This window comes from Stenotrophomonas sp. C3(2023) (assembly GCF_032911385.1).
GTDB lineage: Bacteria > Pseudomonadota > Gammaproteobacteria > Xanthomonadales > Xanthomonadaceae > Stenotrophomonas.
This window is the reverse complement of the sequence record NZ_JAWJLO010000001.1, coordinates 2,646,738-2,671,342: the sequence shown is the minus strand read 5'-3', so window position 1 is coordinate 2,671,342 and position 24,605 is coordinate 2,646,738. Positions and strand designations below refer to the sequence as shown.

Here is a 24,605-nt window from a genome sequence, read left to right as displayed (position 1 = left end):
CAGGCCTCCGCCTGCCTCAGCGCTGCTGGATCTTCGACAGCAGCCGCAGGAACTCGACATACAGCCACACCAGGGTGACCATCAGCCCGAAAGCGCCGTACCACTCCATGTACTTGGGTGCACCGCGCTCGACGCCGGTTTCGATGAAATCAAAATCCAGCACCAGATTCAGGGCGGCGACCACGACCACGAAGACGCTGAAGGCGATGCCCAGCCAGCCCGAGTCGTGGATCATCGGCACATTGATGCCGAAGAAGCTCAGCACGAACGACACCAGGTAGAGCAGGGCGATACCGCCGGTGGCGGCGAACACACCCAGCTTGAAGTTCTCGGTCGCCTTGATCATGCCGGTGCGGTAGGCCAGCAGCATCGCCACCAGCGTGCCGAAGGTGGCCAGCACGGCCTGGAAGACGATGCCCGGGAAGCGGGCTTCGAACATCGCCGAGATGGCGCCCAGGAACAAGCCTTCGACCAGCGCGTACATCGGCGCGGTGACCGGTGACCAGGTCTTCTTGAACACCGTGACCAGCGCCAGCACCAACCCGCCGATGGCGCCGCCGATGGCATACAGGGAGCCGGCCGGCGTCATGCTGCCGTCCGGCGCGATGGCCTGGCTCCAGGCGTAGGCGGCGGTGAGCACGGCCAGCAACAGCAGAAGCCCGGTCTTGTTGACCGTGCCGTTGAGGGTCATGGCCTGGTCGGGGCGGGCAACGACACTGCCGCTGCCCAGATCGAGGAAGGTGGACTCGGAAAGAGCCGGGTTGCCACTGCGCATCTGCATTCTCCGTACAGAAAGGAAGAAGGGCCATCTGGCCTGCCGCTCCAGAGCATAACGGATGCCGGGTGAGGGGGCCGGCGCGGCCGCGTGTCGCATATTCAGATTGACCTGCGCGCCAGGGGCGGCGACAATGCTCGACCCTTGCGGCCTCCGCTGCCGCCAGGACGAAACACCGGGGTATAGCGCAGTCTGGTAGCGCGCCTGCTTTGGGAGCAGGATGTCGGGGGTTCGAATCCCTCTACCCCGACCAATCCACCGTTCGCGTCGGCATTGGTCGCAATCCGGTTCGAGCGCCCGTAGCTCAACTGGATAGAGCACCGGCCTTCTAAGCCGGCGGTTACAGGTTCGATTCCTGTCGGGCGCGCCATCGCGCATCGCGTCCGTTTCGTCTTCCTCCCCTCCTTCGCTCGACGCGAGTCACGTTGGCTGCGACGCATGTCCGTCGTTCGACGTCGGTCCAGGACGCATGTTCCATCGCCGCGCCACGGAAAATGAATTGTTCAGAAATAAAGCGTAACTCACAAAACTGAACGAAGTTAATATTGTTGCACGACAAGGTGTGTCGTGTTTGGAGGGCAGCCGTGCCGATCAAGGCAGTCGTTTACGCCAGCACGCTCGTTGAGGGTGTGCCGCTTGAGAAGGTGGATGAGATCACCGCCGATGCGACGTATTTCAACCGCCTGGCCGGGGTGACCGGGGTGCTGCTGTTTGATGGCCAGCGCTTCGTTCAGTATTTCGAAGGCCCCGACGATGGTTTCAAGGCGGTGCTGGATCGCGTGCGCAGTGCACGCAGCCATACCAACATGGTTGAGCTGATACACGGGCACATGCCGCAGCGGCTGTTGCCGGCGTGGGCAATGCACCGCATCACCGTGGACAGCCTGCTGCTCAACCAGCTGGCGCTCGCTGACTGGCAGGACTTCGCGCGCTTGGGTACCGAGAAGGGGGCGACGCCGACCGATCAGCTGCTGCGGGTGGTGGAACAGCACCGCGCACTGCATCTGGCAGGCACGCAGTGAAGCGTCGTGAAGAAATGCTTGCATTTCTTCCGGCACTCCATAAGAATATCGGACTCGCTACGGCGAACAGCATTTCTCCCCTCGCGGGAGGTTGCTGACAGGTTTCAGTGGTGGCTGTAGCTCAGTTGGTTAGAGTACCGGATTGTGATTCCGGTGGTCGGGGGTTCGAATCCCCTCAGCCACCCCATTGATTCAGACCCTCATCGCGCTGCGATGGAGGTGTTGCAGGAAGACGAAGAACACGCTACATTATTCGTCTAGTTTTCGGGGCCGTTAGCTCAGTTGGTAGAGCAGTTGACTCTTAATCAATAGGTCCAAGGTTCGAATCCTTGACGGCCCACCAGACAGAAGCCACCAGCACACGCCGGTGGCTTTTTTCTTGCCTGTTTTCTACGTGTGACGGGCCTTGGCGTCCAGTAGTGCCGGACGCCAGCGCGGCCCTCAGGCTGTGCGCAGTGCGGGGCTTGCCCAGCTGGCAAAGTCGAACCCCTGAACACTCGGCGGGGAGGATTCCTGACCTGCGTTGCAGAGCGCCTGTTCGTAGGCCTTCCGCGTTGCCGCGTTGAAGGCGACCAGGATGATCCGCTGCGGGTGCCGGTGGCTGCGCTGCCAGGCCAGTGTCTCGGTCGCTGCGATGCGTGCAGCCTGTTGCAGCGGATAACCAAACACGCCACAACTGATGGCCGGAAAGGCGATTGAATGCGCGCCGAGTTTCTCGGCCAGCTGCAGGGATTTCCAGTAGCAGTTGGCCAGCAGTTCCGGCTCATGCCGCAGGCCACCCTGCCAGACCGGGCCGACGGTATGCAGTACATGCGCGGCAGGCAGGCCATGGGCAGCGGTGGCGATCACCTCGCCGGTCGGACAGCGCACGCCGGGACGCACCTCGGGCAGGGCCTGGCATTCGGCAAGCAGCGCCGGGCCTGCGGCGCGATGGATGGCGCCGTCCACGCCACCGCCGCCGAGCAGGCTCTCGTTTGCCGCATTGACGATCGCATCCACCGCCAGGGTCGTGATGTCACCCTGCCAAACTTCGATCTTCATGCGTCCGTCTCCTTGCTCTGGTGGGACCGCACGACGCGTGCGGGGCGATTGCGGCACCGTAGCGGACCGCGCATGCATGCTGCGTCATGACGGTCTCACATGCTGCGAACGCCGGGTGAACCGCCATTGCGCATGGTCCTCACATGCGAACGCCCGCGGCAGGCGCGGGCGTTCCGGGGCTGCTGCAGGCAGCGGCGGGTCAGGGCAGACCGGCCAGCCACTCGTCATCGGAGCCTTCATTGACGTCCGCGAACAACGGCGTAGAGAAGTAACGCTCGCCGGTATCAGGCAACATCGCCAGCAGCACCGAGCCCGGCTCGGCCCGCTGGGCCACCTCCAGCGCGCTGGCCAAGGTCGCGCCAGCGGAAATACCGACAAAAAGACCCTCATCGGCAGCAAGGCGACGCGCAGTGGCGATGGCCGTCTCGTCATCGACGGTCAGCAGCTCATCCACGACCTCGCGGTTGAGCACCTCCGGAACGAAATCCGGCGTCCAGCCCTGAATCTTGTGTGGCTTCCAGTCCTCGCCCTTGAGCAATGCTGCGCCGGCCGGTTCGGTGGCGATGATGCGGGTCTGCGGACGGGCCAGTTTGAGCATTTCGCCCACGCCGGTCAGGGTGCCGCCGGTACCCCAGCCGCTGACGAAATAGTCCAGACGCCTGCCGGCGAAGTCGCGCAGGATCTCGGCCGCGGTGGTGCTGCGGTGGTAGGCGGGGTTGGCCGGGTTGGCAAACTGGCTGGCCAGGAACCACCCGTGGGCCTGGGCCAGTTCGCGTGCCTTGCGCACCATGCCGCTGCCGCGCTCGGCAGCAGGGGTGAGGATGACCTTGGCACCATAGGCGCGCATGAGTTTGCGTCGTTCGACGGAGAACGTCTCCACCATCGTTGCGACGAACTTGTAGCCGCGTGCGGCGGCCACCATGGCCAGTGCCACCCCGGTGTTGCCCGAGGTGGCTTCGACGATGGTGTCGCCAGGTTTGAGCACGCCGCGCTTTTCCGCGTCGAGGATGATGGCCAGGGCGAGGCGGTCCTTGACCGAGCCACCGGGGTTGAAGGATTCCACCTTGGCATACAGGCTCACCTCCGGCGGGGCCAGTCGCTGCAGCTTGACGATGGGGGTGTTGCCGATGGTGTCCAGGATGGAGTCGTACAGGGCCATGGGGGCGCTCCGGTGAGGCCGCGCCGGCGCGCGGCGGGCAGAAGGGGAGGGCTGGTCATCAGGCCAGCCTTTGCCGGCTGACCGTAGCGCCGGCATATGAACGCCGGAAATGACCAGATTCCCTTGATAGACAACGTTTGGTTATAAGCTGGTGACGGCACATGACCTAGAGTGGGCCTTCCGCCCCACGCGCCCTGCCTTCCCATGACGCTGACCCAGCTGCGCTATCTGGTTGCCATCGCCGACGCCGAGCTGAACATCACGCTGGCCGCGTCACGCGTGCATGCCACCCAGCCTGGCCTGTCCAAGCAGCTGAAACAGCTGGAGGACGAGCTTGGCTTTCTGTTGTTCGTGCGCAAGGGGCGCAGTCTGGAGACGGTTACCCCGGCCGGCGTGGAAGTGATCAGCCGCGCGCGCGCTGTGCTGGCCGAAGCCAACAACATCCGCACCTATGCGGCAAACCAGCGCCGCGAAAGCCAGGGGCAGCTGGTGCTCACCACCACCCACACCCAGGCCCGCTTCGTACTGCCGCCGGCGGTGGCGCGGATCAAGCACACCTATCCGCAGGTCAGCGTGCACCTGCAGCAGGCCGCAGAGAGCGATGCGCTGGACCTGCTCAGCCAGGGGGATGCGGACATCGCGGTGATCAGCACCGCCGGTGCCGAGCCCAGTGCGGGCATCGCCGTGCCGCTGTTCCGCTGGCGACGTCTGGTGCTGGTGCCGAAGGGACACCCGCTGGACCGCGCCGGGCGCGCGCCGGACCTGGCCGCGCTGGCCCGGCAGCCGCTGGTCAGCTATGAGTCGTCGACCCGCAGCGGCTCGTCGCTGCAGCGTGCGTTTGCCGCGTCGGGGCTGGTACCGGATATCGCCTTGACCGCCCTGGACGCGGACCTGATCAAGACCTACGTACGCACCGGCCTCGGCGTTGGGCTGCTGGCCGAGATGGCGGTGAGTGCGGCCGACCACGATCTGCGCGCGTGGGTGGCCCCCGAGCCGATCGCAGAGTGCGTGGCCTGGGCGGTGCTGCCGCGTGATCGTGTGCTGCGCGATTACGCGCTGGAGCTGGTGCACGTGCTTGCTCCGCAGATTGACCCGCGCGACCTGCGACGCGTTCTTGACGGCAACCAGCAGGCCAACTGGCCACTGCCCCCTACCTGGGAGTCGCTGACCCAGACGATTACTTCCTGAGGGTGGGTGGACCGGGCCGAAGCGTGACGACCAACGGTCGTCACCTACCGGGAGCCGGGGCGTGACGACCAATGGTCGTCACCCGCCAGGCGCTGAAGCCACGCGCACGGGCTGCGCCTGCGACGGTTCGTCGCAGGATCCTGGAGGGTCTGCTCTCTAGACTGGACGGGTGACTCGTCGCCGCCGCCCGCACCGCTGGATCGGTCAGCTCGCCCTGGTGGCGACGCTGCTGATGGTGCTTGCGCCGCTGGTCAGCCGGGTCCTGCAACCGCACGCCGCCCCTGCATCGGAACAGGGCCCGCACGTGCACCACGCCGAGGCGGCAACCGCGCCTGCGTCAGCACCGGCCGATCCGCACGCCCTGCACGGCGAGGCGTGCGAGTACTGCGTGCTGGCCACCCGGCTGCTGCCGTGGCTGGCCGCCTGCGTCCTGCTGCTGGCGCGTCTGGTATGGCGTCCACGGCCCCGCTGCCATCGTTCATCGGCGACACCGGCAGGGCTGTGCTGGCCGGCACATGGCGCCCGTGGACCGCCGCCGCTCCACGTACTGCGCTGATTTATCCGCCTCTTTCTACAGTGCGATCTTCGCAAGGCGATCGCTGCTGTGCGCACGACTGGAGTTCTGCAATGAACCGGATTTCCCCCGCTGCGGGCGCGTTGGCGCGCCTGCCGGCCTGCCTCGCCCTGGCTGTCCTGGCCCAGCCCGCTCACGCCCAGGCCCCTTCCCACGACGATGCGCATACCCTGGACACCCTGGTGGTCACTGCCGCCGCTCCCCGCTCCGCCCTGCACTGGGTCACCGATCCGCGTCTGCCGCGGCAACCGGTGCCGGCCAGCGATGGCGCCGACTATCTCAAAACGGTCCCCGGCTTTGCCGCCGTCCGCAACGGCGGCACCAACGGCGATCCGGTACTGCGCGGCATGTTCGGTTCACGCCTGAACATCCTCAGCAACGACGGCAACCTCATCGGGGCGTGTCCCGCGCGGATGGACAATCCGCTGTCCTATATCTCCCCGGAAACCTACGACCGCTTGACCATCATCAAGGGTCCACAGAGTGTGCGCTGGGGTGCGGGCGCGTCGGCCGGTACCATCCGCTTCGAACGCGACACGCCACGCTTCGACACGGCGGGCCTGCGCGCCGAGGGCAGCGCATTGGTGGGTTCGCGGAACCGCAATGACCAGGTGCTGGATCTCACCGGCGGTATGCCGCAAGGCTATGTGCGCGCCAGCGGCAACCGCTCCGAGTCCGGCGACTATCACGATGGCCGCGGCCAGGTCGTGCCGTCGAAGTGGCGCAAGTGGAACGGTGACGTCGCCGTGGGCTGGACACCCGATCCGCACACGTTGCTGGAAATCTCGGCAGGCGCGGGCGATGCGATTGCCCGATACGCCGGACGCGGGATGGACGGTGCCATGTTCAAGCGCACCAGCTATGCAGCACGGTTTGAAAAGCGCGGCCTGCCGGGTGCATGGGACCGTATCGACGCCAACGTGTATGACAACGTCGCCGACCACGTGATGGACAACTACACGCTGCGCACGCCAAACCCGGCCAGCAGCATGCCGATGCCGATGGCGTCCAACGTCGACCGGCGCACGCGCGGTGGTCGCGTCAGCGCCGAATGGCGGTGGCAGGACGTCGCCGTCGTGGCCGGCGTGGATGCCGAGGACAGCCGCCATCGCGGCCGCAATGCCATGGGCCGCGATGCCTACCGGGCGCTGCCGAAAACCACCGATGCGCAGTTCCGGCGGCAAGGCGTCTTCAGCGAAATGACGCTCGGTGCCGACACCGGCAAGCGCTGGATCAGCGGCCTGCGCATCGACCGCGCGCGCGTTCACGATCTGCGTCGCAACCTTGGGAGCGGCATGATGGCCATGCCCAACCCGAGCTTCGATGCACGTCGCCAGCAATGGCTGGGCAGCGGGTTCGTGCGTCATGAGCGTGACCTGCAGGGCGGGCTGACCTGGTACGCCGGGCTCGGCCGGAGTGCGCGCATGCCCGATTACTGGGAGCTGTTCTCCCCCAACCAGGGGCCGCAGGGGGCGGTGAACGCGTTCACCGCCATCGCGCCGGAGCGTACGACCCAGCTCGACATCGGCCTGCAGTTCCGCACCGCGCAACTGCAGGCATGGGTCTCGGCCTATGCCGGCCGTCTCGATGACTACATCCTGTTCACCTACCGCGACGGCGGCATGATGGGCAGCACCAGCCAGGCTGACAACGTGCAGGCGCGCATTGCCGGCGCCGAGGCGGGCGCCAGCTGGCAGATGGCCGAGCAATGGTTGCTGGGCGGCAGTCTGGCCTATGCCTGGGGCGAGAACCGCGACACCGGGCGCCCCTTGCCACAGATGCCACCGCTGGAGGCCCGGCTGAATCTGGAATGGCAGGGGCAGGACTGGAGCGCCGGGGCATTGCTGCGCGGGGTGACCGCGCAGCATTGGGTAGCGCTGGGGCAGGGCAATGTCGTGGCACGCGACCTGGGGCCCAGCGCCGGTTTTGCCACGCTGGCCCTGAATGCGGCCTACCGGGTCACACCTGCGCTGCGCGTCAGCGCAGGCGTGGACAACGTGTTCGACCGCTACTACAGCGAACACCTCAATCTGGCCGGCAGCGCCGATTTCGGTTTTCCGGCCGAGCCGGTGCGCATTGCCGAGCCGGGCAGGACCGCCTGGCTGAAGCTGGATTACCGCTACTGACGGGGCGCGGCTGGTGCGCCTGGACGCAAGGTCCCGGCGCACTGGCCTGTGCGGGTTGTCGCAGCTGGCCCGGGGACACAAAGCGACACATGCCGACATCCCCGGCAAACCCTTGCATGGAAAGGCTTTCGCTTGCCACCGGAGGGTCCGTGCCGAAGAGTAAACGCTTGGCACATACGGCCTTCGCGCCGTGCCCCCTACACTCGCCGGTCATGCAAGAGGCAGGACTTTCCATGTTGCGACGTATCGCCGCTGGCACCCTCGTGGGCCTGGCTCTGGTTCTGGTGTCCGGTTGCAACCGGGGGCCGGCCCAGAGCGCCCGTGCCGCCGGTACTGATGTGCCGGTGACCAGCCAGGTGGTCGAACCCACCGCCTGGAGCGATACCCTGCTCGCGCTGGGCACGGCGCGTGCGCGCGAATCGATCACTGTGACCGCCAAGGTCAGCGAGATCATCGAGAAGGTGCACTTCGAGAGCGGCCAGCAGGTCGCCGCCGGCGCGCCACTGGTGACGCTGCGCGGCCAGGCCCAGGAAGCGGCCTTGTCGCAGGCCCAGGCCACCTTCGCCGAAGCCGACCAGCTTTACCGGCGCCAGCGCGAGCTGGCCCAGCAGCGGCTGGTCTCCAGCGCGACGCTGGACAGCCAGAAGGCGATCCGCGACGCGGCCGAAGCGCGTGTGGCGGAAATGCAGTCGGACATCGGCGACCGCCGTGTGCGGGCACCGTTTGCCGGAATGCTGGGCATCCGCCAGGTCAGTCCGGGCTCGCTGGTCACCCCGACCACGGCCATCGCCACCCTCGACGACATCGAGCGCATGCATGTGGATTTCCAGGTGCCAGAAGCCGAGTTTGCCGCGATGGATGTCGGCAACCGCGTCGATGCCACCAGCGTGGCGTGGCCGGGCCGCACGTTCGAGGGCCGGGTGAGCACCATCGATGCGCGGATCGACCCGCTGTCGCGGGCCGTCACCGTGCGCGCCGACTTCGACAACCGCGACCACGCGCTGCGTCCAGGCATGCTGCTGGAAGTGCGCCTGTTCCGCCCGGAACGCCAGGCGCTGGTGATTCCGGAGATCGCCGTGGTCCAGGTCGGCCGCGAGTCCTTCGTCTACACGCTCAAGCCGGACAGCACGGTCGAGCGGGTGGACGTGGTCACCGGTGCCCGGCGCGCGGGCGCGGTGGAGATCACCCGCGGCCTGTCCAGCGGCGACCGCATCGTGGTGGATGGCACCGGCAAGCTGCGCCCGGGCCTGAAGGTGGCGGCCAGCGAGGTGCAGCCGATCAAGGCGCCTGAGCCCGAAGCGCTCCCGCTGCCGGGCGTGGAAGGCAACGCCGGATGAAGCTCTCCGACATCTCCATCCAGCGGCCGGTGTTTGCCGTGGTGATGAGTCTGCTGCTGCTGGTGCTGGGCGTGATGTCCTTCACCCGGCTGACCCTGCGTGAGCTGCCGGCGATCGATCCGCCGATCGTCTCGGTATCGGTGGATTACACCGGTGCCTCGGCTGCGGTGATCGAGAGCCGCATCACCCAGGTGCTCGAAGATGCGCTGGCCGGCATCGAAGGCATCGACATGATCAACGCGCGCAGTACCAACGGGCGCGCGCAGGTAAGCATCGAGTTCACCTCCAACCGTGATATCGAGGCCGCTGCCAACGATGTGCGCGATGCGGTCAGCCGGGTGGCCGACCGCATGCCCGAGGAGGCACGGCCGCCGGAAATCGCCAAGGTCGAGAGCGATGCCGATGCGATCATCTGGTTCAACATGTCCTCCTCGACGATGGACACCCTGGCGCTGAGTGACTACGCCGACCGTTACGTGGTGGATCGCTTCTCCAGCCTGGACGGCGTGGCGCAGGTGCGCATCGGTGGCCGCCAGCGCTACGCCATGCGGGTCTGGCTGGACCGTGACCAGCTGGCCGCGCGTGGGCTGACCACAGGAGACGTGGAAAGCGCGCTGCGCAACGAGAACGTGGAACTGCCGGCCGGCCGCATCGAGTCGGCCGACCGCGACTTCACCCTGCGGGTGGAGCGCAACTACGTGAAACCGGAAGACTTCGCCACCATTCCGCTGGGCAAGGGCAATGATGGCTACGTCGTGCGGCTGGGCGACGTGGCACGCATCGAACTGGCCTCGGCCGAGCGGCGCGCCTACTTCCGCAGCAACGGCGAGCCGGGTATCGGTCTGGGTATCGTCAAGACCTCCACCGCCAACTCGCTGGATGTGGCGCGTGCCGCGCGGGCCGAGGCCGAGCGCATCGCACCGACGCTGCCCGACGGCACCCATATCTTCGTCACCTTCGACAACACCACCTTCATCGAAGCGGCCGTGGACCGCGTCTACGCCACGCTGGTGGAGGCGATGATCCTGGTGCTGGCGGTGATCTGGCTGTTCCTTGGCAGCTTCCGCGCAGCCCTGATTCCTGCGGTGACCGTGCCGGTCTGTCTGGTGGCCGCCTTCATCGCGCTGTACGCCTTCGATTTTTCGATCAACCTGCTGACCCTGCTGGCGCTGGTGCTGTGTATCGGCCTGGTGGTGGACGACGCCATCGTGGTGGTGGAGAACGTGCAGCGCCGCATCGATCTGGGCGAGCCACCGCTGGTGGCCTCCAAACGTGGCACCACCCAGGTGGCATTCGCGGTGATCGCCACCACTGCGGTGCTGGTGGCGGTGTTCCTGCCGGTAGGCTTCCTGGAAGGCAATACCGGCCGCCTGTTCCGCGAGTTGGCAGTGGCCTTGGCAGCCGCCGTGGCGTTGTCGGCGTTTGTGGCGCTGACCTTGACCCCGATGATGGCCTCCAAGCTGCTCAAGCCACACACCGGGCAGCCGCCGCGCGGCCTGCACGGGTGGATCAACCGCAGCCTGGAGCGGGTGGCAGGCGGCTATGCGCGGGTGCTGGACCGCCATGTCGACCGTACCTGGATCTACCTGGTGGTGATGGTGCTGACCCTGCTGGCCAGCTGGCTGCTGATCCGCAGCCTGCCCTCGGAACTGGCGCCAGCCGAAGACCGTGGCTCGTTCCAGATCGTCATCGATGGCCCGGAAGGGGCAGGCTACGATTACACCGTGGGTCAGGTGCAGCAGGTCGAGGCGCTGCTGGCCCCGCACGTTGGCGAGGACAAGCCGATCGTGCGCGCCAACCCGCGCGTACCCGGTGGGTGGGGCGCCAGCGAGGAGATGCATACCGGTCGCGTGAGCGTGTTCCTGCAGCCTTGGCGCCAGCGCAGCGAGTCCACGCCGGACGTCGCCAACCAGCTGCAGAAGGAACTGGACACCCTCAGCGGCGTGCGCGTGCGTACGCAGGTCGGCGGCGGCCTGGTGCGCGGTGGCGGTCAGCCGTTCCAGATCGTGCTGGGTGGGCCGGAGTATGCAGAGATCGCGCAATGGCGCGACCGCATCCTGCTGCGCATCGCCGACAACCCCGGTCTGGTCGGCGCCGACTCGGACTACAAGGAGACCCGCCCGCAGATGCGGGTCAACATCGACCGGCAGCGCGCTGCGGACCTGGGCGTATCGGTCACCGCGATCGGCTCGGCGCTGGAGACCATGATGGGCTCCCGCCGCGTGACCACCTTCGTGGACAACGGCGAGGAATACGACGTGCTGGTGCAGGCCGGCCGCGACGGCCGTGCCACGCCGGCCGACCTGGCCGCCATCCGGGTGCGCGCCAGCGGCGGCGAGCTGGTGCCGCTGTCCAACCTGGTCACGCTCAGCGAGGTGGCCGAGGCCGGTACCCTCAACCGCTTCAACCGGCTGCGCTCGATCACCATCAGCGCCGGGCTGGCACCGGGCTATCCGCTGGGTGAAGCCATTGCCTGGGCCCAGCAGGTGGTGGCCGAAGAGCTGCCGCAGCATGCGCAGATCAACTGGAAAGGCGAGTCGCGCGAGTACCAGAGCTCGGGCAGCGCCGTGCTGCTGACCTTCGCGATGGCCCTGCTGGTGGTCTATCTCGTGCTCGCCGCCCAGTTCGAGAGCTTCATCCATCCGCTGACGATCATGCTCACCGTACCGCTGGGCGTGCTCGGCGCACTGGTGGGGCTGTGGGTGAGCGGCGGCACGGTCAACCTGTTCAGCCAGATCGGCATCGTGATGCTGGTCGGCCTGGCGGCCAAGAACGGCATCCTGATCGTCGAGTTCGCCAACCAGCTGCGCGATGACGGGCGCAGTGTGCGCGAGGCGATCATCGAGTCGGCACAGGTGCGCCTGCGGCCGATCCTGATGACCTCCATCGCCACCGTGGTTGGTGCGGTGCCGCTGGTGGTGGCCGGCGGGCCGGGCTCGGCCAGCCGTGGCACCATCGGTGTGGTGGTGATCTTCGGCGTCACTCTGTCGACTTTCCTGTCGCTGTTCGTGGTGCCGGCGTTCTATGCGCGTCTGGCGCCCTATACGCGTTCGCCGGAGACGGTCAAGCGCCAGTTGGAGCAGCAGGAGCGCGATACGCCCTCGGTCGGCGGCCACGCCTGACCACCGCGCGGTAGAGCGGGGCTCTGCCCCGCTGCTTTGTCCGGTCCGTCGCCGAGCAAGGTCGGGGGCGGGACGGTGCGTCCGCACCATACCCCGCCGACATTGAAAATCATTGCAGATGCTTGCGGAGCGGGCATTTACGGGTATCGCGCGCGGCCGAGTTGGTGGAGAATCGAGCGGTTCCCCTCAGCCGACGGGACGTCCGACCAACCCGCCGACTGGAGAGAGCGCGCGTGGAAGCAACCGTACATTTCATCAACAGCATCATCTGGAGCAAGGCGTTGATCGCCGTGTGTCTCGGTGCAGGCCTGTTCTTCAGCCTGCGTACCCGGTTCATGCAGATCCGCGGTTTCCTCGAGATGTGCCGCCTCACCGTCAAGGGCGAAAAGTCCGACGCCGGTGTCTCCTCGTTCCAGGCGCTGGCCATGTCGATGGCCGGCCGCATGGGTATCGGCAACATCGCCGGTGTGGCCACCGCCATCGCCTTCGGCGGCCCCGGAGCCATCTTCTGGATGTGGGTGATGGGCTTCTTCGGCGCCTCCACCTCCTACGTGGAATGCACCCTGGCGCAGATCTACAAGACCAAGGACGCCGAAGGCCGCTATCGCGGTGGCCCGGCCTATTACATTGAAAAGGCCATGGGCCTGAAGTGGTATGCCATGGCGTTTGCCCTGGCCACCATCGTGGCGGCCGGATTCCTGATGCCGGGCGTGCAGGCCAATGCCATCGCTGACAGCATCATCAACGCTTGCCGCGGCAGCGCGCTGTGCGGCCCGATGGACGGCCAGATGTTCGGCATGGACGCGGTACAGGGCCTGAAGCTGGGCATCGGCATCGTGGTGGCCCTGCTGCTGGGCGTGGTGATCTTCGGCGGCGTCAAGCGCATCGCCACCTTCGCCGAGATCGTGGTGCCGTTCATGGCGGCCGCCTTCATCCTGATGGCCATCGTGATCATGGTGGTCAACTATGACCGCGTGCCGGACATGTTCCGTCTGATCTTCGACAGTGCCTTCGGCACCCACGCCGCCTTCGGCGCGATGATGGGTCTGGCCGTGGAATGGGGCATCAAGCGCGGCATCTATGCCAACGAAGCCGGGCAGGGTTCGGGGCCGCATGCTGCCGCCGCTTCGGAGGTGTCGCACCCGGCCAAGCAGGGCTACGTGCAGGCGTTTGCCATCTATTTCGACACCATGATGGTGTGTACCGCCACCGCCTTCCTGATCCTGGCCAGCGGCACCTACAACGTGTACTCGCCGGTGGCCGGTGCCGCCCCGGTGTTCCAGGGACTGGCCGGCATTCCTGAAGGTGCCGGCTATGCGCAGGCCGGCGTGGAAGCCGTGTTGCCGGGTTGGGGCGCATCGTTCGTGGCCATCGCGATCTTCTTCTTCGCCTTCACCACGATCATGGCCTATTACTACATGGCCGAGACCAACCTGACCTACGTCAACCAGAACAAGCATCGCCCGCTGACCGTGCTGGTGCTGCGTCTGGGCATCATCGGCATGGTCGTGTTCGGTGCCTTCAACAACGCCACCCTGGCGTGGGCCCTGGGCGACATCGGTGTAGGTCTGATGGCCTGGTTGAACATCATCGCCATCCTGATCATCCAGAAGCCGGCGATGCTGGCCCTGCGCGATTACGAGCGGCAGAAGCAGATGGGGCTGGACCCGGTGTTCGACCCGGATGCCCTGGGGATCAAGAACGCCGATTTCTGGCGGCAGCGCAAGCAGGAGATGCAGTAAGTGAACAACCCCTGGAACAACCGTCGACCGTCGGCCCGTCCCCCGCGTGCCACGCCGGTGACGCGTCCGGCGGCACCGGCAGCGGCCCCGGGTGGCGGCGGGCGCGGCGGCGATGAGCTGCGGCTGTTCGGCCTCAATGCGGTACTGGCTGCCTTCGCCGCACGCCCCGACGCGCTGCGCAAGCTCTATCTGCTGGAGGCGCGTATCCCGCGCCTGCAGCCGGTGCTGAAGTGGTGCGTGGCCAACCGGGTGGGCTACCGGGTCGTGGAAGACGGTGACCTCAACAAACTGGCCGGCACCACCCATCACGAGGGCGTGGTGGCCGACGTGCAGCGTGCGCCGGTGCTGGCACTGGACGCGTGGCTGCAGCAGTTGCCGCAGGGGCCGGTCCTGGCGCTGTGGCTCGATGGCGTTGGCAACCCGCACAACCTCGGCGCCATCCTGCGCTCGGCGGCGCATTTCGGCGTTGGCGCACTGCTGCTGCCCGACGCCAGCAGCCTGGCCATTTCCGGTGCTGCTGCCCGTGTGGCTGAAGGGGGCGCCGAAGCGGTGCCGCTGGTGCGTCTGCCGCCCTCTTCGCAGGCGTTGCAGCAGCTGCGCAGTGCCGGGTTCGGCCTGGCCGCGACCCTGGTCAGTGGAGGAGATGACGTCTTCAACGCGGCGTTGCCGCAGCGGCTGGTGTATGTGATGGGCGCCGAAAGCGAAGGCATGGACCGCGGCCTGGCCGCGCAATGCGATCTGCAGGTATCCATTGCAGGCACGGGCGCCGTGGAAAGCCTCAATGTGGCGTCCGCCACCGCCGTGTTGCTGGCCCAGTGGGCGCGACTGCACCGGCATTGAAAACCTGCAGATTGCAGGTCTTCTGATGGCGCTGCGCCGGTGCGCAGCGCCACAGTAGTCCCAGCCATCGCCGCAGATGCACTCCGCAGCGTTGGTTTTTTGGCCGTCATGCAACTGCATGGGGTGCACCGCGTGGGATGACCCTTTCCGGCAGCCCGGCCGCGTTCCGGCCGGGCTCTTTAATCAGCCGGGACGAGCCGAGGGCGACTGGTTGGCGGCCTTGTCACGGCCGCCTACGGACGTCATCACCGGCATCCCGTGCTGCAGGAGGTAGCTGGTCTGGAACGGGGCCAGCATGATCTGCACGCAGGCCATCGGGCCGGTCGTGCCGAGCGAGTAGGGCAGGCACCACGGCGTCACACCGCTGCGCTTGAAGCACTCCAGCAGCGTGGCCACGCGTCCTTCCAGGGTTGCAGCGACGCAGACGCTGCGTACATCGCTCGCCACGGTCGGGCACTGGCCGGTGCCGATGAGTGTATGCAGGTACTCACGGCTTTCAACGCTCAACGGGATTTCACAGGCCGACGGTACGTGCAGCGGCTGAGCCGGGGTGCTACCACGCTTGCCCGGCAGCTGGGCCTGCTGGATCACGCTGCGCAGCGCGCGGCTGGCCGCATGTTCGATGGTGAAGCCGGTACCGATCGCCAGACAGCGCCTGTTGGCTTCGACGTGATCGACATAGGCCAGCAGGGTCGGCATCTCATGCCCGCAGTCGATGTCCAGCAGGTACACGCGGCAGCCGTGCTGTTCGGCCGCAGTGCGCAGCAGCGTACAGGTCTGCGACGGCAGCTGGTCTTCCATGACGCGGCGGATGAAGCCGGGTGTGCGCTGCTGGACGCCCTGGGTCTGGAACTCGCTGGCACACATCTGTTCGTGTGCGTACAGCAGGCCCTGCACCAGCGCCTCGTCGCGGCTGGCCCCGGTCATCGGGCCGGTGGGGACGTGGAACCGGCGCATCTGACCATAGTCGAAGTTGTCCTCGACGCCAGGCATCGGCTTGCCCTGTTCGATTGCCTCCAGATAGCAGGTGTTGATCAATGCGAGCGGTACGCGGAGGGTACCGGTGCCATGGGGCTGGCAGAATTCGACGGTGGCCAGGCAGCGGTCCGCCTGTGCGCTGAGCAGAGGCATCAGGTCCGGGAAGGTCTGGGCAAAGCCGGGGCTCCGGGCCAGCTCTTCGGCCCGCATCGATGAGACCGGCAGGGTGCGGGCAAACGCGGCCGATGCCCACTGCGCGATGGCGGTGTGCAGCGCGCAGCGCTGGGCCTGCGCATCGTCGGCGGCGATTCCCACGGCGGTGAAGGCGCGCCCAAGGGCGGGATTGGACTCAACCGTCGTGCAGCAGACGCATTGCGCGTCCAGATGCAGATTCTGCGTGTGGGTCTCCAGCCCCAGCATCGACAGCAGCTGGGTGGCAGCGGTGATCGCGGTGCTGCAGGACACTTCGCATTCGAGCAGGTCGACGTCGGCCAGGACGGTCGAGGTCTTGGGCAGGCTACGTGCGTTCATTCAAGTACTCCTGTGGACTTCGCGGCTGCTGAAGGTGCCCTTGCGGGCATCTCGGGAACAGGCAGCCAAGCTGTTCCGGGCAGAGCGAATGTGGTCCAACAGGGCTGTCGCAGGCAGCGCGCGGCGGAACGGTTAATCCCCCATTGCGCAATGTCGGCGTCAGCGGCCTGCGACGGGCGTCGCGAAGTGGCACGGCGGGTGACAAAAAAGCCAGCGCGGACACCCGAGCTGGCTGTAGGGATACTTGAGATTTGACCTCGGTCAACTACCCGTCGGGCGCCTTGCGCTCTGGCGAAGGCGGCGCCCGGTAGATTGCCGACGTTACTCGGCCGGGGGCACGGTGGCCTTGGCCTGGCTGCCGAAGCCGCCGTCGGCCTCCGCTGCCAGGTAGGCGAACACCGTATAGGCGGCTACGTTCTGCGCCAGTGCGGCCGGGTCGATCTTGTCCAGTGTGTCGTCGGCGGTGTGGTGCAGGTCGAAGTAGTCGGTGCCGTCCTGCGCCAGCCACGCCCATGCACCGCCCTTGGCGGCAAGCGGCCCGATATCCGGGCCAGGGCCACCCTTGTCCGGCGCGTACTCAATACCCAGCGGCTTGAGCGCTTCGGCGATCTGCGCGGTGGCCTGGCGGGAGCCGGCCGGGTCGGGCGAACCGGTGTTGAAGGCATAGATGCGACCGGCGCCGAAATCGCTCTCGGCCGCCAGTTGATGCAGCACGACGTCTTTTCCATGCGCCTCGGCGTAGGCCTTGCCGCCAAAGAGCCCCTGCTCCTCGTTGGCGAAGGCCACCACACGGATCGTGCGCTTGGGTGCCTGGCGCAACTGGCCGATCAGGTGACCGGCTGCCATCGTGATACCCACGCCTGCGGCATCGTCGACCGCGCCGGTGCCCAGATCCCAGGAATCGAGGTGGCCGCCGATGACCACCACCTCGCGCGGCAGGCTGCGCCCGGTAATTTCACCAATGACGTTATAGGAGCTGGCCGTGCCGTCCCAGCCACAGTCCAACGTCAGTTTGACCGTGGTGGCGCCGCGGGCGACCAGCCGCGCCAGCTGCTCGGCATCGGGCACCGACAACGCGGCCGACGGCACCGGGGTGAGGCCGTCGTCGTAGCGGGTGATGCCGGTGTGCGGTACGCGGTGGGAGTCGGTCCCGGCTGATCGCATCAGGAAGCCGACTGCGCCCTTGCGGATGGCCTCGGACGGACCCTTGCTGCGGATCGCGCCGCCCCGGCCGTAATCGCGGCCATCGCGGAACGGCAGCATCTGGTAATCAACGAAGGCGATCTTGCCCTGCAGTGAACCCTCCGGGGCGGCCTGCAGCGCGGCCAGGTCGGCAAAACGGACCACCTGGGCCTCCACACTGCCGCCGGGGCTGCCGCCCAGCGCGGTGATGTGCAGTGGCTGAGCGTGGGCGCCGGTGACCTTGGCCTGCTCACTGCGACGCTCCCATTTCGGGAAGGTGACCGGTTCCTTCCAGACCCGGTCAAACCCCAGCGTCTTGAACTTCGCCTCGGCCCAGGCCACCGCGCGTGCGTCGGCCTCGCTGCCGGCAATGCGAGGACCGATCTCGGTGGTCAGCGATTCGACCACCTTCCAGCCGGTATCGTCCGCCAGTGCCTGATCGCGCAGCTGGGCTGCCGTAGCCAGCGAGGCCGGCGGCAGCGTGGTGGCGCGCGGTGCGGCGAACGCAGGGGACGCCAGCAGGGCGAGGGAAGAGGCGAGGGCAAGGATGCGGCGACGCATTGACGACTCCAGCAGTGGCGTAGGCGACAGACTGTAGCAGCGCTGTCACGCCGCGCATGGGCCCGAGGTCATGCGCGGACCGAAAACCGCATCCGGCCACATCGCGCAAAGCCGATCCGCGGCTGCGCCCTGGCGAGGCATGGCCCCGCTCCGCCTCCGTGGTGGCGCCGGCCAGCCATGCACCCGACGCCACCGGCCCTTGCGCTTACTTCTGCAGGTTGTCGCGGATCTCGCGCAGCAGCAGCACTTCTTCGCTCGGCCCCTTCGGCGCCGCTTCCTTCTTGCGCGACAGGCGATTGATGGCCTTGATCACAAGGAAGATCGCAAAGGCCACGATCACGAACTGGATGATGGTGTTGATGAAATCGCCGTAGCCGATCACGACCGCCGGGATTTCCGTGCCGTCGGCGGCCACCCGTGCAGGCGCCAGCGTCCAGGCCAGGTCGGAGAAGTCCACCTGGCCGATCAGCCAGCCCAGCGGCGGCATGATGATCTTTTCCACCAGCGCGGTGACGATCTTGCCGAACGCGGCACCAATGACCACACCCACGGCCAGGTCGATCACGTTGCCGCGCGTGGCGAACTCCTTGAACTCAGTAATGAACCCCATCGAGGTCTCCTGCAAGCGGGTAAGGGACGACGCAGCCTAACGCAGCCGATGTCATCCGGCGATGACGCCGTGGCGCTCACCGACGTTTTCCAGCCGCGCGCTGAAGCGGTCGCCGGGCTTGAGCGCGGCCACGCCCGATGGCGTGCCCATGAACACCAGATCGCCGGCGCGCAGCTGCCACAGACGCGACAGCTCGTGCAGGATCTCCGGCACGTTCCAGATCATCTGGTCCAGCAGCGCCTGCTGGCGCACCTCGCCATTGACTTCCAGCGACAGGTTCAAGGCGGCAAGGTCACCGACTTCACCGGCGTGCACGATTTCACTGATCGGAGCAGAGGCATCAAAGCCCTTGGCGGTGTCCCACGGGTGCCCTTTCTGTTTGGCCGCCGCCTGCAGGTCGCGCCGGGTCAGGTCCAGCCCCACCGCGTAGCCGTAGACCAGTGCCTGAGCTCGTTCAACCGGCAGCACCCCTGCGGGTGCATCCACGCCCAGGGCGACCACCAGCTCGACTTCATGGTGCAGGTCGTGGGTCGCCTGGGGATAGGGAATCTGGTCATCGTGGCCGACCACGATCGCGTCGGCGGGCTTGGTGAAGAACATCGGGCGACCACGGTCAGCGACGTCGGGCACCGCCGCGCCCATTTCCCGCGCATGGTCGGCAAAGTTGCGTCCGACGCAATAGATGCGGTGTACAGGGAAACTGCCGCCACCGACGACCGGGATGCGCGGGGTGGGGAGGGCGGGGATTACATCGGCTGTTCCGGTCATGCGGGGGTCCTGTCACAAGGTCCCCCGCAGTCTAGTTCGGAACAGCGCGGTTCGTCAGCGCGACAGGGGCAGCTGCGGGCGGCGGACGACCTGGTACTCGGCATCAACCACACGCGGGTCGCCGTGGCGCCCGTTCTGGCCGCCCTTGCGCGCCGCCAGCAGCTTCCAGGCCAGACCGCCCAGAATCATCGCGGCACCCACGAAAACGCCGATGAAGACCATGGCCGCGAGAATTGCCAGGCCCAACAGTCCGACCGCCAGACGCACCAACGGGTGGCGCGGCTTGCGCGGCGCGAACAGGTTGCGGAACTGGTTGAAATGGAAGGAGCGATTGAACATAAGGGCTCGTCTTGGCTGGGATCAGCGCGTTCGAGTATCGGGGCCTTGCTCGTCCGGCGAGTGAAAAAGTCGTTAAACGTGTCAGCTCACTCTTACAGATCAATGACTTGTATTCATGTCGCAGCCGGTCATGTGGACAGGCATGCGACACTGGCGGCCTGCCCTTATGGAGAGTGCAATGAATCAGCCTGTGTCGCTTATCGCCCTGGATGCCGTGCCCGACGGTGGCTTCACCGAGGTGGAGGTCGTGATCGACGGTGACGCCGAGTCCTTGGTGCTGCACCGCGTCGGTGAACAGGTGCGTGGGTATCTGAACATCTGTCCGCACGCCGGCCGGCGGCTGGACTGGGCGCCGGGGCAGTTCCTCAAGAGCCGGGAAGGGCATCTGGTCTGCGCCGCGCACGGTGCATCCTTTGCACTGGACAGTGGCGAGTGCGTGGCCGGGCCGTGCAAGGGCGACCATCTGCGTGCGGTGGCGCTGCAGATCCGCGATGGCCAGGTGCAGCTGGCCCCATGACGCGCACCGCTGCGCAGCCTGCAGGGTCGGTCAGCAGAAGCGGCGGTCAGTCATTAGTGGCCGACAAGGCCTTGCCGCGCTGCTGCGCCGCGCGCAGCGCGGTCTCCACCAGTCTTTCGAAGCCACCGGCCTGGAATGCTTCGATTGCCGCCTGCGTGGTGCCGTTGGGCGAAGTGACCCGGCGCCGCAGCGCGGCCGGTGCTTCGTCGGCTTCGTCGAGCATGCGTGCAGCGCCCAGCAGGGTCTGCACCACCAGGGTGCGGGCCGCTTCGGCCGGCAGGCCTTGGCCGATCCCTGCAGCCTCCATCGCTTCGGCCAGCAGAAACACATAGGCCGGGCCGCTGCCGGACACTGCCGTCACTGAATCCATCAGCGCCTCCTCGTCCACCCACACGGTGCGGCCGGCGCTGCCCAGCACCTGATCGGTGCGCGCGCGCTGGCCAGCGTCCACCTCTGCGGTGGCGTACAGTCCGGTAACCCCGGCACCGAGCAGGGCAGGGGTGTTGGGCATGGCGCGGACCACCGGCAGTGCGCCGCCGAGCCAACGCTGCAGCTGCGTGCTGGTGATGCCGGCGGCGATGGACACCACCAGCGGCGACTGCGCGTGCGCCAGCGGCTGCAGCGTCTGGCAGACATCGCGCAGCACCTGCGGCTTCACCGCCAGCAGCCAGGTCTCGCCCTGTGCGGCAGCCTCTTCGGCGCGTGCGTGGACGCTGACCCCGAAATCGGCTGCCAGCTGTGTGCGCAGTGCGTCCACCGGCTCGGCGACGTGGATGCGGGTCGGCGCCACGCCTTGCCGGACCAGGCCGGCGATCAGGCTGCGGGCCATGTTGCCGCCGCCGATGAAAGTGATTGAGTCAGGTGCCATCGTGTTCTCCGCAGAATCAGGCGGGGCGCGCCCGCGCGCCAAACAGGGCAGTGCCGATGCGCACCATGGTGGCACCCTCGGCAATCGCCTCGGCGTAGTCGCCGCTCATGCCCATCGACAGCGTGTCCGCGTGCGGATGGGCGGCGCTCAGTGGCTGCAGCAGGTCGCGCATGCGCACGAATGCCTGGCGGCGGCGGGCCGGGTCCGGCCAGGGCGCGGGGATCGCCATCAGTCCACGCAGCTGCAGCCGCGGCTCGGCGGCGACGGCGGTTGCCAGGGCATCGACCTCGCTCGGCGCGCAGCCATGTTTGCTCGACTCATCGTCGATGTTGACCTGGATCAGCACCTGCAGGGGCGGCAGGTGCGCGGGGCGGGCCCGGGCCAGCGCCGTGACCAGCCTGGGCCGGTCCACGCTCTGCACCCACTGGAAGTGCCGCGCCACCTGCTCGGCCTTGTTCGACTGCAGGTGGCCGATCAGGTGCCATTCCAGGTCCAGCGTCTGCAGCTGCTCGATCTTGGTCAGTGCCTCCTGCACGTAGTTCTCCCCGAACGCGCGCTGCCCCTGCGCGGCCAGCGCGGCCACCGCAGCGGCCGGTTGGGTTTTGGATACGGCCAAGAGGGAAGGGTCGGGCCGCCCGGCAGCCAATGCTGCGTGGTGCAGGGTGCGCAGAATCTCGGGAAGGGGGCTGGGCACGGTGACAGCGTTCCGAAGTGCATGACAGCCTCTATACTGCCCGACAGGGGAAAGATCCTTCCAGTCCACGCCGTTATTGGGGAGTAGCGCTCATGGATATCGCCGAACTGCTGGCGTTTTCCGTCAAGAACAAAGCCTCGGACCTGCATCTGTCCGCAGGGCTGCCGCCGATGATCCGCGTCGACGGTGATGTACGCCGCATCAACATCCCGGCGCTGGACCACAAGCAGGTCCATGCGCTGGTGTACGACATCATGTCGGACAAGCAGCGTCGTGATTACGAAGAGTTCCTGGAGGTCGATTTCTCCTTCGAGATTCCCTCGCTGGCGCGCTTCCGTGTCAACGCGTTCAACCAGAACCGCGGCGCCGGCGCGGTGTTCCGCACCATTCCGTCGGAGGTGCTGAGCCTGGAAGACCTGGCCTGCCCGCCGATTTTCCGCGAGATGATCCAGCAGCCGCAGGGGCTGATCCTGGTGACCGGGCCGACCGGTTCGGGCAAGTCGACCACGCTGGCGGCGATGATCGACTTCATCAACAAGAACGAATACGGCCACATCCTCACCGTCGAGGATCCGATCGAGTTCGTGCATACCTCGCAGAAATGCCTGATCAACCAGCGCGAAGTGCACCGCGACACGCACGGTTTCAACGAGGCGCTGCGCTCGGCGCTGCGCGAAGACCCGGACATCATCCTGGTGGGCGAACTGCGCGACCTGGAAACCATCCGCCTGGCGCTGACGGCGGCCGAGACCGGCCACCTGGTGTTCGGCACGCTGCATACCAGCTCGGCGGCCAAGACCATCGACCGCATCATCGACGTGTTCCCGGCTGGCGAAAAGCCGATGGTGCGCTCGATGCTGTCCGAGTCGCTGCGCGCGGTGATTTCGCAGGCGCTGCTGAAGAAGGTTGGCGGTGGACGTACCGCTGCGTGGGAGATCATGGTGGGCACCCCGGCCATCCGCAATCTCATCCGCGAGGACAAGGTGGCGCAGATGTATTCGGCCATCCAGACCGGGCAGCAGATGGGCATGATGACCCTGGACCAGCATCTGCAGGACCTGGTCAAGCGCAGTCTGATCACCCGCAACCAGGCGCGCGAGTACGCCAAGGACAAGCGTCTGTTCGAGTAAGCGCGGCTGCGCCGCCCTGCCTGTCCGCCTTCTGGAGCCTGCCGTGAACACCACCGCCACGACCATCGATTTCACTTCGTTCCTCAAGCTGATGGCGCACCAGCGCGCCTCGGACCTGTTCATCACCGCCGGCATGCCACCGGCGATCAAGGTCAACGGCAGGATCTCACCGATCACCCAGACGCCGCTCACGCCGCAGCAGAGCCGCGACCTGGTGCTGAACGTGATGACGCCGGCCCAGCGCGAGGAGTTCGAGAAAACCCACGAGTGCAACTTCGCCATCGGTCTGTCCGGCGTGGGGCGCTTCCGTGTGAGCTGCTTCTACCAGCGCAACCAGGTCGGCATGGTGCTGCGCCGGATCGAGACCCGCATCCCCACCGTCGACGAGCTGAGCCTGCCGCCGATCGTCAAGACGCTGGCGATGACCAAGCGCGGCATCATCCTGTTCGTCGGTGCGACCGGCACCGGCAAGTCCACCTCGCTGGCGGCGATGATCGGCTACCGCAACCAGAACTCGACCGGCCACATCATCACCATCGAGGATCCGATCGAGTTCGTGCACAAGCATGAGGGCTGCATCATCACCCAGCGCGAGGTCGGCATCGACACCGACAGCTGGGAAGCAGCGCTGAAGAACACGCTGCGCCAAGCGCCGGACGTGATCATGATCGGCGAAGTGCGCACCCGCGAAGGCATGGATCACGCCATCGCCTTTGCCGAGACCGGCCACCTGGTGCTGTGCACGCTGCATGCCAACAATGCCAACCAGGCGATGGACCGCATCATCAACTTCTTCCCGGAAGACCGTCGCAACCAGCTGCTGATGGACCTGTCGCTCAACCTCAAGGGCGTGGTCGCCCAGCAGCTGGTGCCGTCACCGGACGGTCGCTCGCGCAAGGTGGCCATGGAGATTCTGCTGGGCACGCCGCTGGTGCAGGACTACATCCGTGACGGCGAGATCCACAGGCTCAAGGAAGTGATGAAGGACTCCGTGCAACTGGGCATGAAGACCTTCGACCAGAGCCTGTTCGAGCTGTACCAGGCCGGTGACATCAGTTACGACGATGCGTTGCGCCACGCCGACTCGCAGAACGAAGTGCGCCTGCGCATCAAGCTCAGCCAGGGCGGCGACGCCCGCACGCTGTCGCAGGGGCTGGACGGCGTGGAGATCTCCGAACTGAGGTAAACACCGGCCAGCCTGCGCTGCCGTGGTGAAGCCGATTCACGATCGGCTGCTCTACGGACAGATCGCGGGGTCCTTGCCGCGCTGCGCGCGGTGAGCCGACCATCGGGTCGGCTCTACGTCAGGCGCGGTGAGATGTAGAGCCGACCCCACGGTCGGCTGCTCTACGGACAGATCGCGGTGGTCCTTGCCGCGCTGCGCGCGGTGAGCCGACCATCGGGTCGGCTCTACCCCAGGCGCGGTGAGATGTAGAGCCGACCCCACGGTCGGCTGCTCTACGGACAGATCGCGGTGGTCCTTGCCGCGCTGCGCGCGGTG

General features: G+C 66.8%; 22 protein-coding genes and 4 tRNA genes. 15 read left to right on the top strand and 11 right to left on the bottom strand.

What is annotated here, in order from left to right; translation table 11 throughout:
* Nucleotides 1-16: 16 nt before the first annotated feature.
* Nucleotides 17-775 (bottom strand): Bax inhibitor-1/YccA family protein, encoded by a 759-nt coding sequence (locus RZA67_RS11900; RefSeq protein WP_317212949.1) that lies wholly within the window; start codon nt 773-775, stop codon nt 17-19.
* Between the two features lie 176 nt (nt 776-951).
* Between RZA67_RS11900 and RZA67_RS11895 the strand changes: the two genes are divergently transcribed.
* The 5 genes from RZA67_RS11895 to RZA67_RS11875 all read left to right on the top strand — a co-directional run bounded on the left by RZA67_RS11895 (nt 952) and on the right by RZA67_RS11875 (nt 2,140).
* A tRNA-Pro gene (locus tag RZA67_RS11895) sits at nt 952-1,028 on the top strand.
* Between the two features lie 40 nt (nt 1,029-1,068).
* Nucleotides 1,069-1,145, top strand: a tRNA-Arg gene (locus RZA67_RS11890).
* Nucleotides 1,146-1,359: 214 nt separating this feature from the next.
* Nucleotides 1,360-1,797: a BLUF domain-containing protein gene (locus tag RZA67_RS11885; protein WP_317212948.1), complete on the top strand. Its 438-nt coding sequence runs from the start codon at nt 1,360-1,362 to the stop codon at nt 1,795-1,797.
* Between the two features lie 110 nt (nt 1,798-1,907).
* Nucleotides 1,908-1,984, top strand: a tRNA-His gene (locus RZA67_RS11880).
* An 80-nt stretch (nt 1,985-2,064) separates the two neighbouring features.
* Nucleotides 2,065-2,140, top strand: a tRNA-Lys gene (locus RZA67_RS11875).
* 98 nt (nt 2,141-2,238) lie between these two features.
* Here RZA67_RS11875 and RZA67_RS11870 read toward each other — a convergent pair.
* Together RZA67_RS11870 and cysK are read right to left on the bottom strand one after the other, a co-directional pair.
* A complete protein-coding gene (locus tag RZA67_RS11870) occupies nt 2,239-2,838 on the bottom strand; it encodes an O-acetyl-ADP-ribose deacetylase (protein WP_317212947.1) in 600 nt (199 codons plus the stop codon).
* 199 nt (nt 2,839-3,037) lie between these two features.
* Entirely contained in the window at nt 3,038-3,997 is a 960-nt protein-coding gene (gene cysK / locus RZA67_RS11865; protein WP_317212946.1) for a cysteine synthase A, read from the bottom strand.
* Nucleotides 3,998-4,201: 204 nt separating this feature from the next.
* Here cysK and RZA67_RS11860 point away from each other — a divergent pair, with 204 nt between their 5' ends.
* The 7 genes from RZA67_RS11860 (at nt 4,202) to RZA67_RS11830 (ending at nt 14,926) form a co-directional block, all read left to right on the top strand.
* Nucleotides 4,202-5,185 (top strand): LysR family transcriptional regulator, encoded by a 984-nt coding sequence (locus tag RZA67_RS11860; protein ID WP_317212945.1) that lies wholly within the window; start codon nt 4,202-4,204, stop codon nt 5,183-5,185.
* Between the two features lie 169 nt (nt 5,186-5,354).
* Complete coding sequence (locus tag RZA67_RS11855) at nt 5,355-5,741, top strand: DUF2946 family protein (RefSeq protein ID WP_317212944.1); 387 nt, start codon at nt 5,355-5,357, stop codon at nt 5,739-5,741.
* Nucleotides 5,742-5,812: 71 nt separating this feature from the next.
* Entirely contained in the window at nt 5,813-7,885 is a 2,073-nt protein-coding gene (locus RZA67_RS11850; RefSeq protein WP_317212943.1) for a TonB-dependent copper receptor, read from the top strand.
* 233 nt (nt 7,886-8,118) lie between these two features.
* Entirely contained in the window at nt 8,119-9,222 is a 1,104-nt protein-coding gene (locus RZA67_RS11845) for an efflux RND transporter periplasmic adaptor subunit (RefSeq protein ID WP_317212942.1), read from the top strand.
* A complete protein-coding gene (locus RZA67_RS11840) occupies nt 9,219-12,344 on the top strand; it encodes an efflux RND transporter permease subunit (protein WP_317212941.1) in 3,126 nt (1,041 codons plus the stop codon). Before RZA67_RS11845 ends, RZA67_RS11840 begins: the two co-directional genes overlap by 4 nt.
* A gap of 233 nt (nt 12,345-12,577) precedes the next feature.
* Entirely contained in the window at nt 12,578-14,086 is a 1,509-nt protein-coding gene (locus tag RZA67_RS11835; protein ID WP_317212940.1) for an alanine/glycine:cation symporter family protein, read from the top strand.
* Nucleotides 14,087-14,926, top strand: a complete 840-nt coding sequence (locus RZA67_RS11830; RefSeq protein WP_317212939.1) for a TrmH family RNA methyltransferase — start codon at nt 14,087-14,089, stop codon at nt 14,924-14,926.
* Between the two features lie 183 nt (nt 14,927-15,109).
* Here RZA67_RS11830 and RZA67_RS11825 read toward each other — a convergent pair whose 3' ends face one another.
* The 5 genes from RZA67_RS11825 to RZA67_RS11805 form a co-directional block, all read right to left on the bottom strand.
* Nucleotides 15,110-16,435 carry a YcaO-like family protein gene (locus tag RZA67_RS11825; protein WP_317212938.1) on the bottom strand — a complete coding sequence of 442 codons (1,326 nt, stop codon included), beginning with the start codon at nt 16,433-16,435 and terminating at the stop codon, nt 15,110-15,112.
* A gap of 321 nt (nt 16,436-16,756) precedes the next feature.
* The gene (locus RZA67_RS11820; protein WP_317212937.1) at nt 16,757-18,178 is read right to left on the bottom strand and encodes a M28 family peptidase; all 1,422 of its coding nucleotides are present in this window, start codon (nt 18,176-18,178) and stop codon (nt 16,757-16,759) included.
* A gap of 205 nt (nt 18,179-18,383) precedes the next feature.
* Nucleotides 18,384-18,788 carry a large-conductance mechanosensitive channel protein MscL gene (gene mscL / locus RZA67_RS11815; RefSeq protein ID WP_317212936.1) on the bottom strand — a complete coding sequence of 135 codons (405 nt, stop codon included), beginning with the start codon at nt 18,786-18,788 and terminating at the stop codon, nt 18,384-18,386.
* A gap of 51 nt (nt 18,789-18,839) precedes the next feature.
* Nucleotides 18,840-19,556 carry a fumarylacetoacetate hydrolase family protein gene (locus RZA67_RS11810; RefSeq protein ID WP_317212935.1) on the bottom strand — a complete coding sequence of 239 codons (717 nt, stop codon included), beginning with the start codon at nt 19,554-19,556 and terminating at the stop codon, nt 18,840-18,842.
* 54 nt (nt 19,557-19,610) lie between these two features.
* Nucleotides 19,611-19,895 carry a hypothetical protein gene (locus RZA67_RS11805; RefSeq protein ID WP_317212934.1) on the bottom strand — a complete coding sequence of 95 codons (285 nt, stop codon included), beginning with the start codon at nt 19,893-19,895 and terminating at the stop codon, nt 19,611-19,613.
* A 178-nt stretch (nt 19,896-20,073) separates the two neighbouring features.
* On the opposite strand from RZA67_RS11805, the gene RZA67_RS11800 reads away from it, so the two are divergent.
* A complete protein-coding gene (locus tag RZA67_RS11800; protein WP_317212933.1) occupies nt 20,074-20,412 on the top strand; it encodes a Rieske 2Fe-2S domain-containing protein in 339 nt (112 codons plus the stop codon).
* Between the two features lie 46 nt (nt 20,413-20,458).
* Here the strand turns inward: RZA67_RS11800 and proC are convergent, their stop codons facing one another.
* Complete coding sequence (gene proC, locus RZA67_RS11795) at nt 20,459-21,280, bottom strand: pyrroline-5-carboxylate reductase (RefSeq protein ID WP_317212932.1); 822 nt, start codon at nt 21,278-21,280, stop codon at nt 20,459-20,461.
* Between the two features lie 16 nt (nt 21,281-21,296).
* Nucleotides 21,297-21,974 carry a YggS family pyridoxal phosphate-dependent enzyme gene (locus RZA67_RS11790; RefSeq protein WP_317212931.1) on the bottom strand — a complete coding sequence of 226 codons (678 nt, stop codon included), beginning with the start codon at nt 21,972-21,974 and terminating at the stop codon, nt 21,297-21,299.
* A 92-nt stretch (nt 21,975-22,066) separates the two neighbouring features.
* Here RZA67_RS11790 and RZA67_RS11785 point away from each other — a divergent pair, with 92 nt between their 5' ends.
* Nucleotides 22,067-23,104: a type IV pilus twitching motility protein PilT gene (locus RZA67_RS11785; RefSeq protein WP_317212930.1), complete on the top strand. Its 1,038-nt coding sequence runs from the start codon at nt 22,067-22,069 to the stop codon at nt 23,102-23,104.
* Nucleotides 23,105-23,147: 43 nt separating this feature from the next.
* Entirely contained in the window at nt 23,148-24,290 is a 1,143-nt protein-coding gene (locus tag RZA67_RS11780) for a PilT/PilU family type 4a pilus ATPase (protein WP_317212929.1), read from the top strand.
* Between the two features lie 51 nt (nt 24,291-24,341).
* On the opposite strand, the gene RZA67_RS11775 is transcribed toward RZA67_RS11780, so the two are convergent.
* Nucleotides 24,342-24,605, bottom strand: a 264-nt coding sequence (locus RZA67_RS11775) for a hypothetical protein (RefSeq protein WP_317212928.1), incomplete at its 5' end; no start/stop codon positions are given.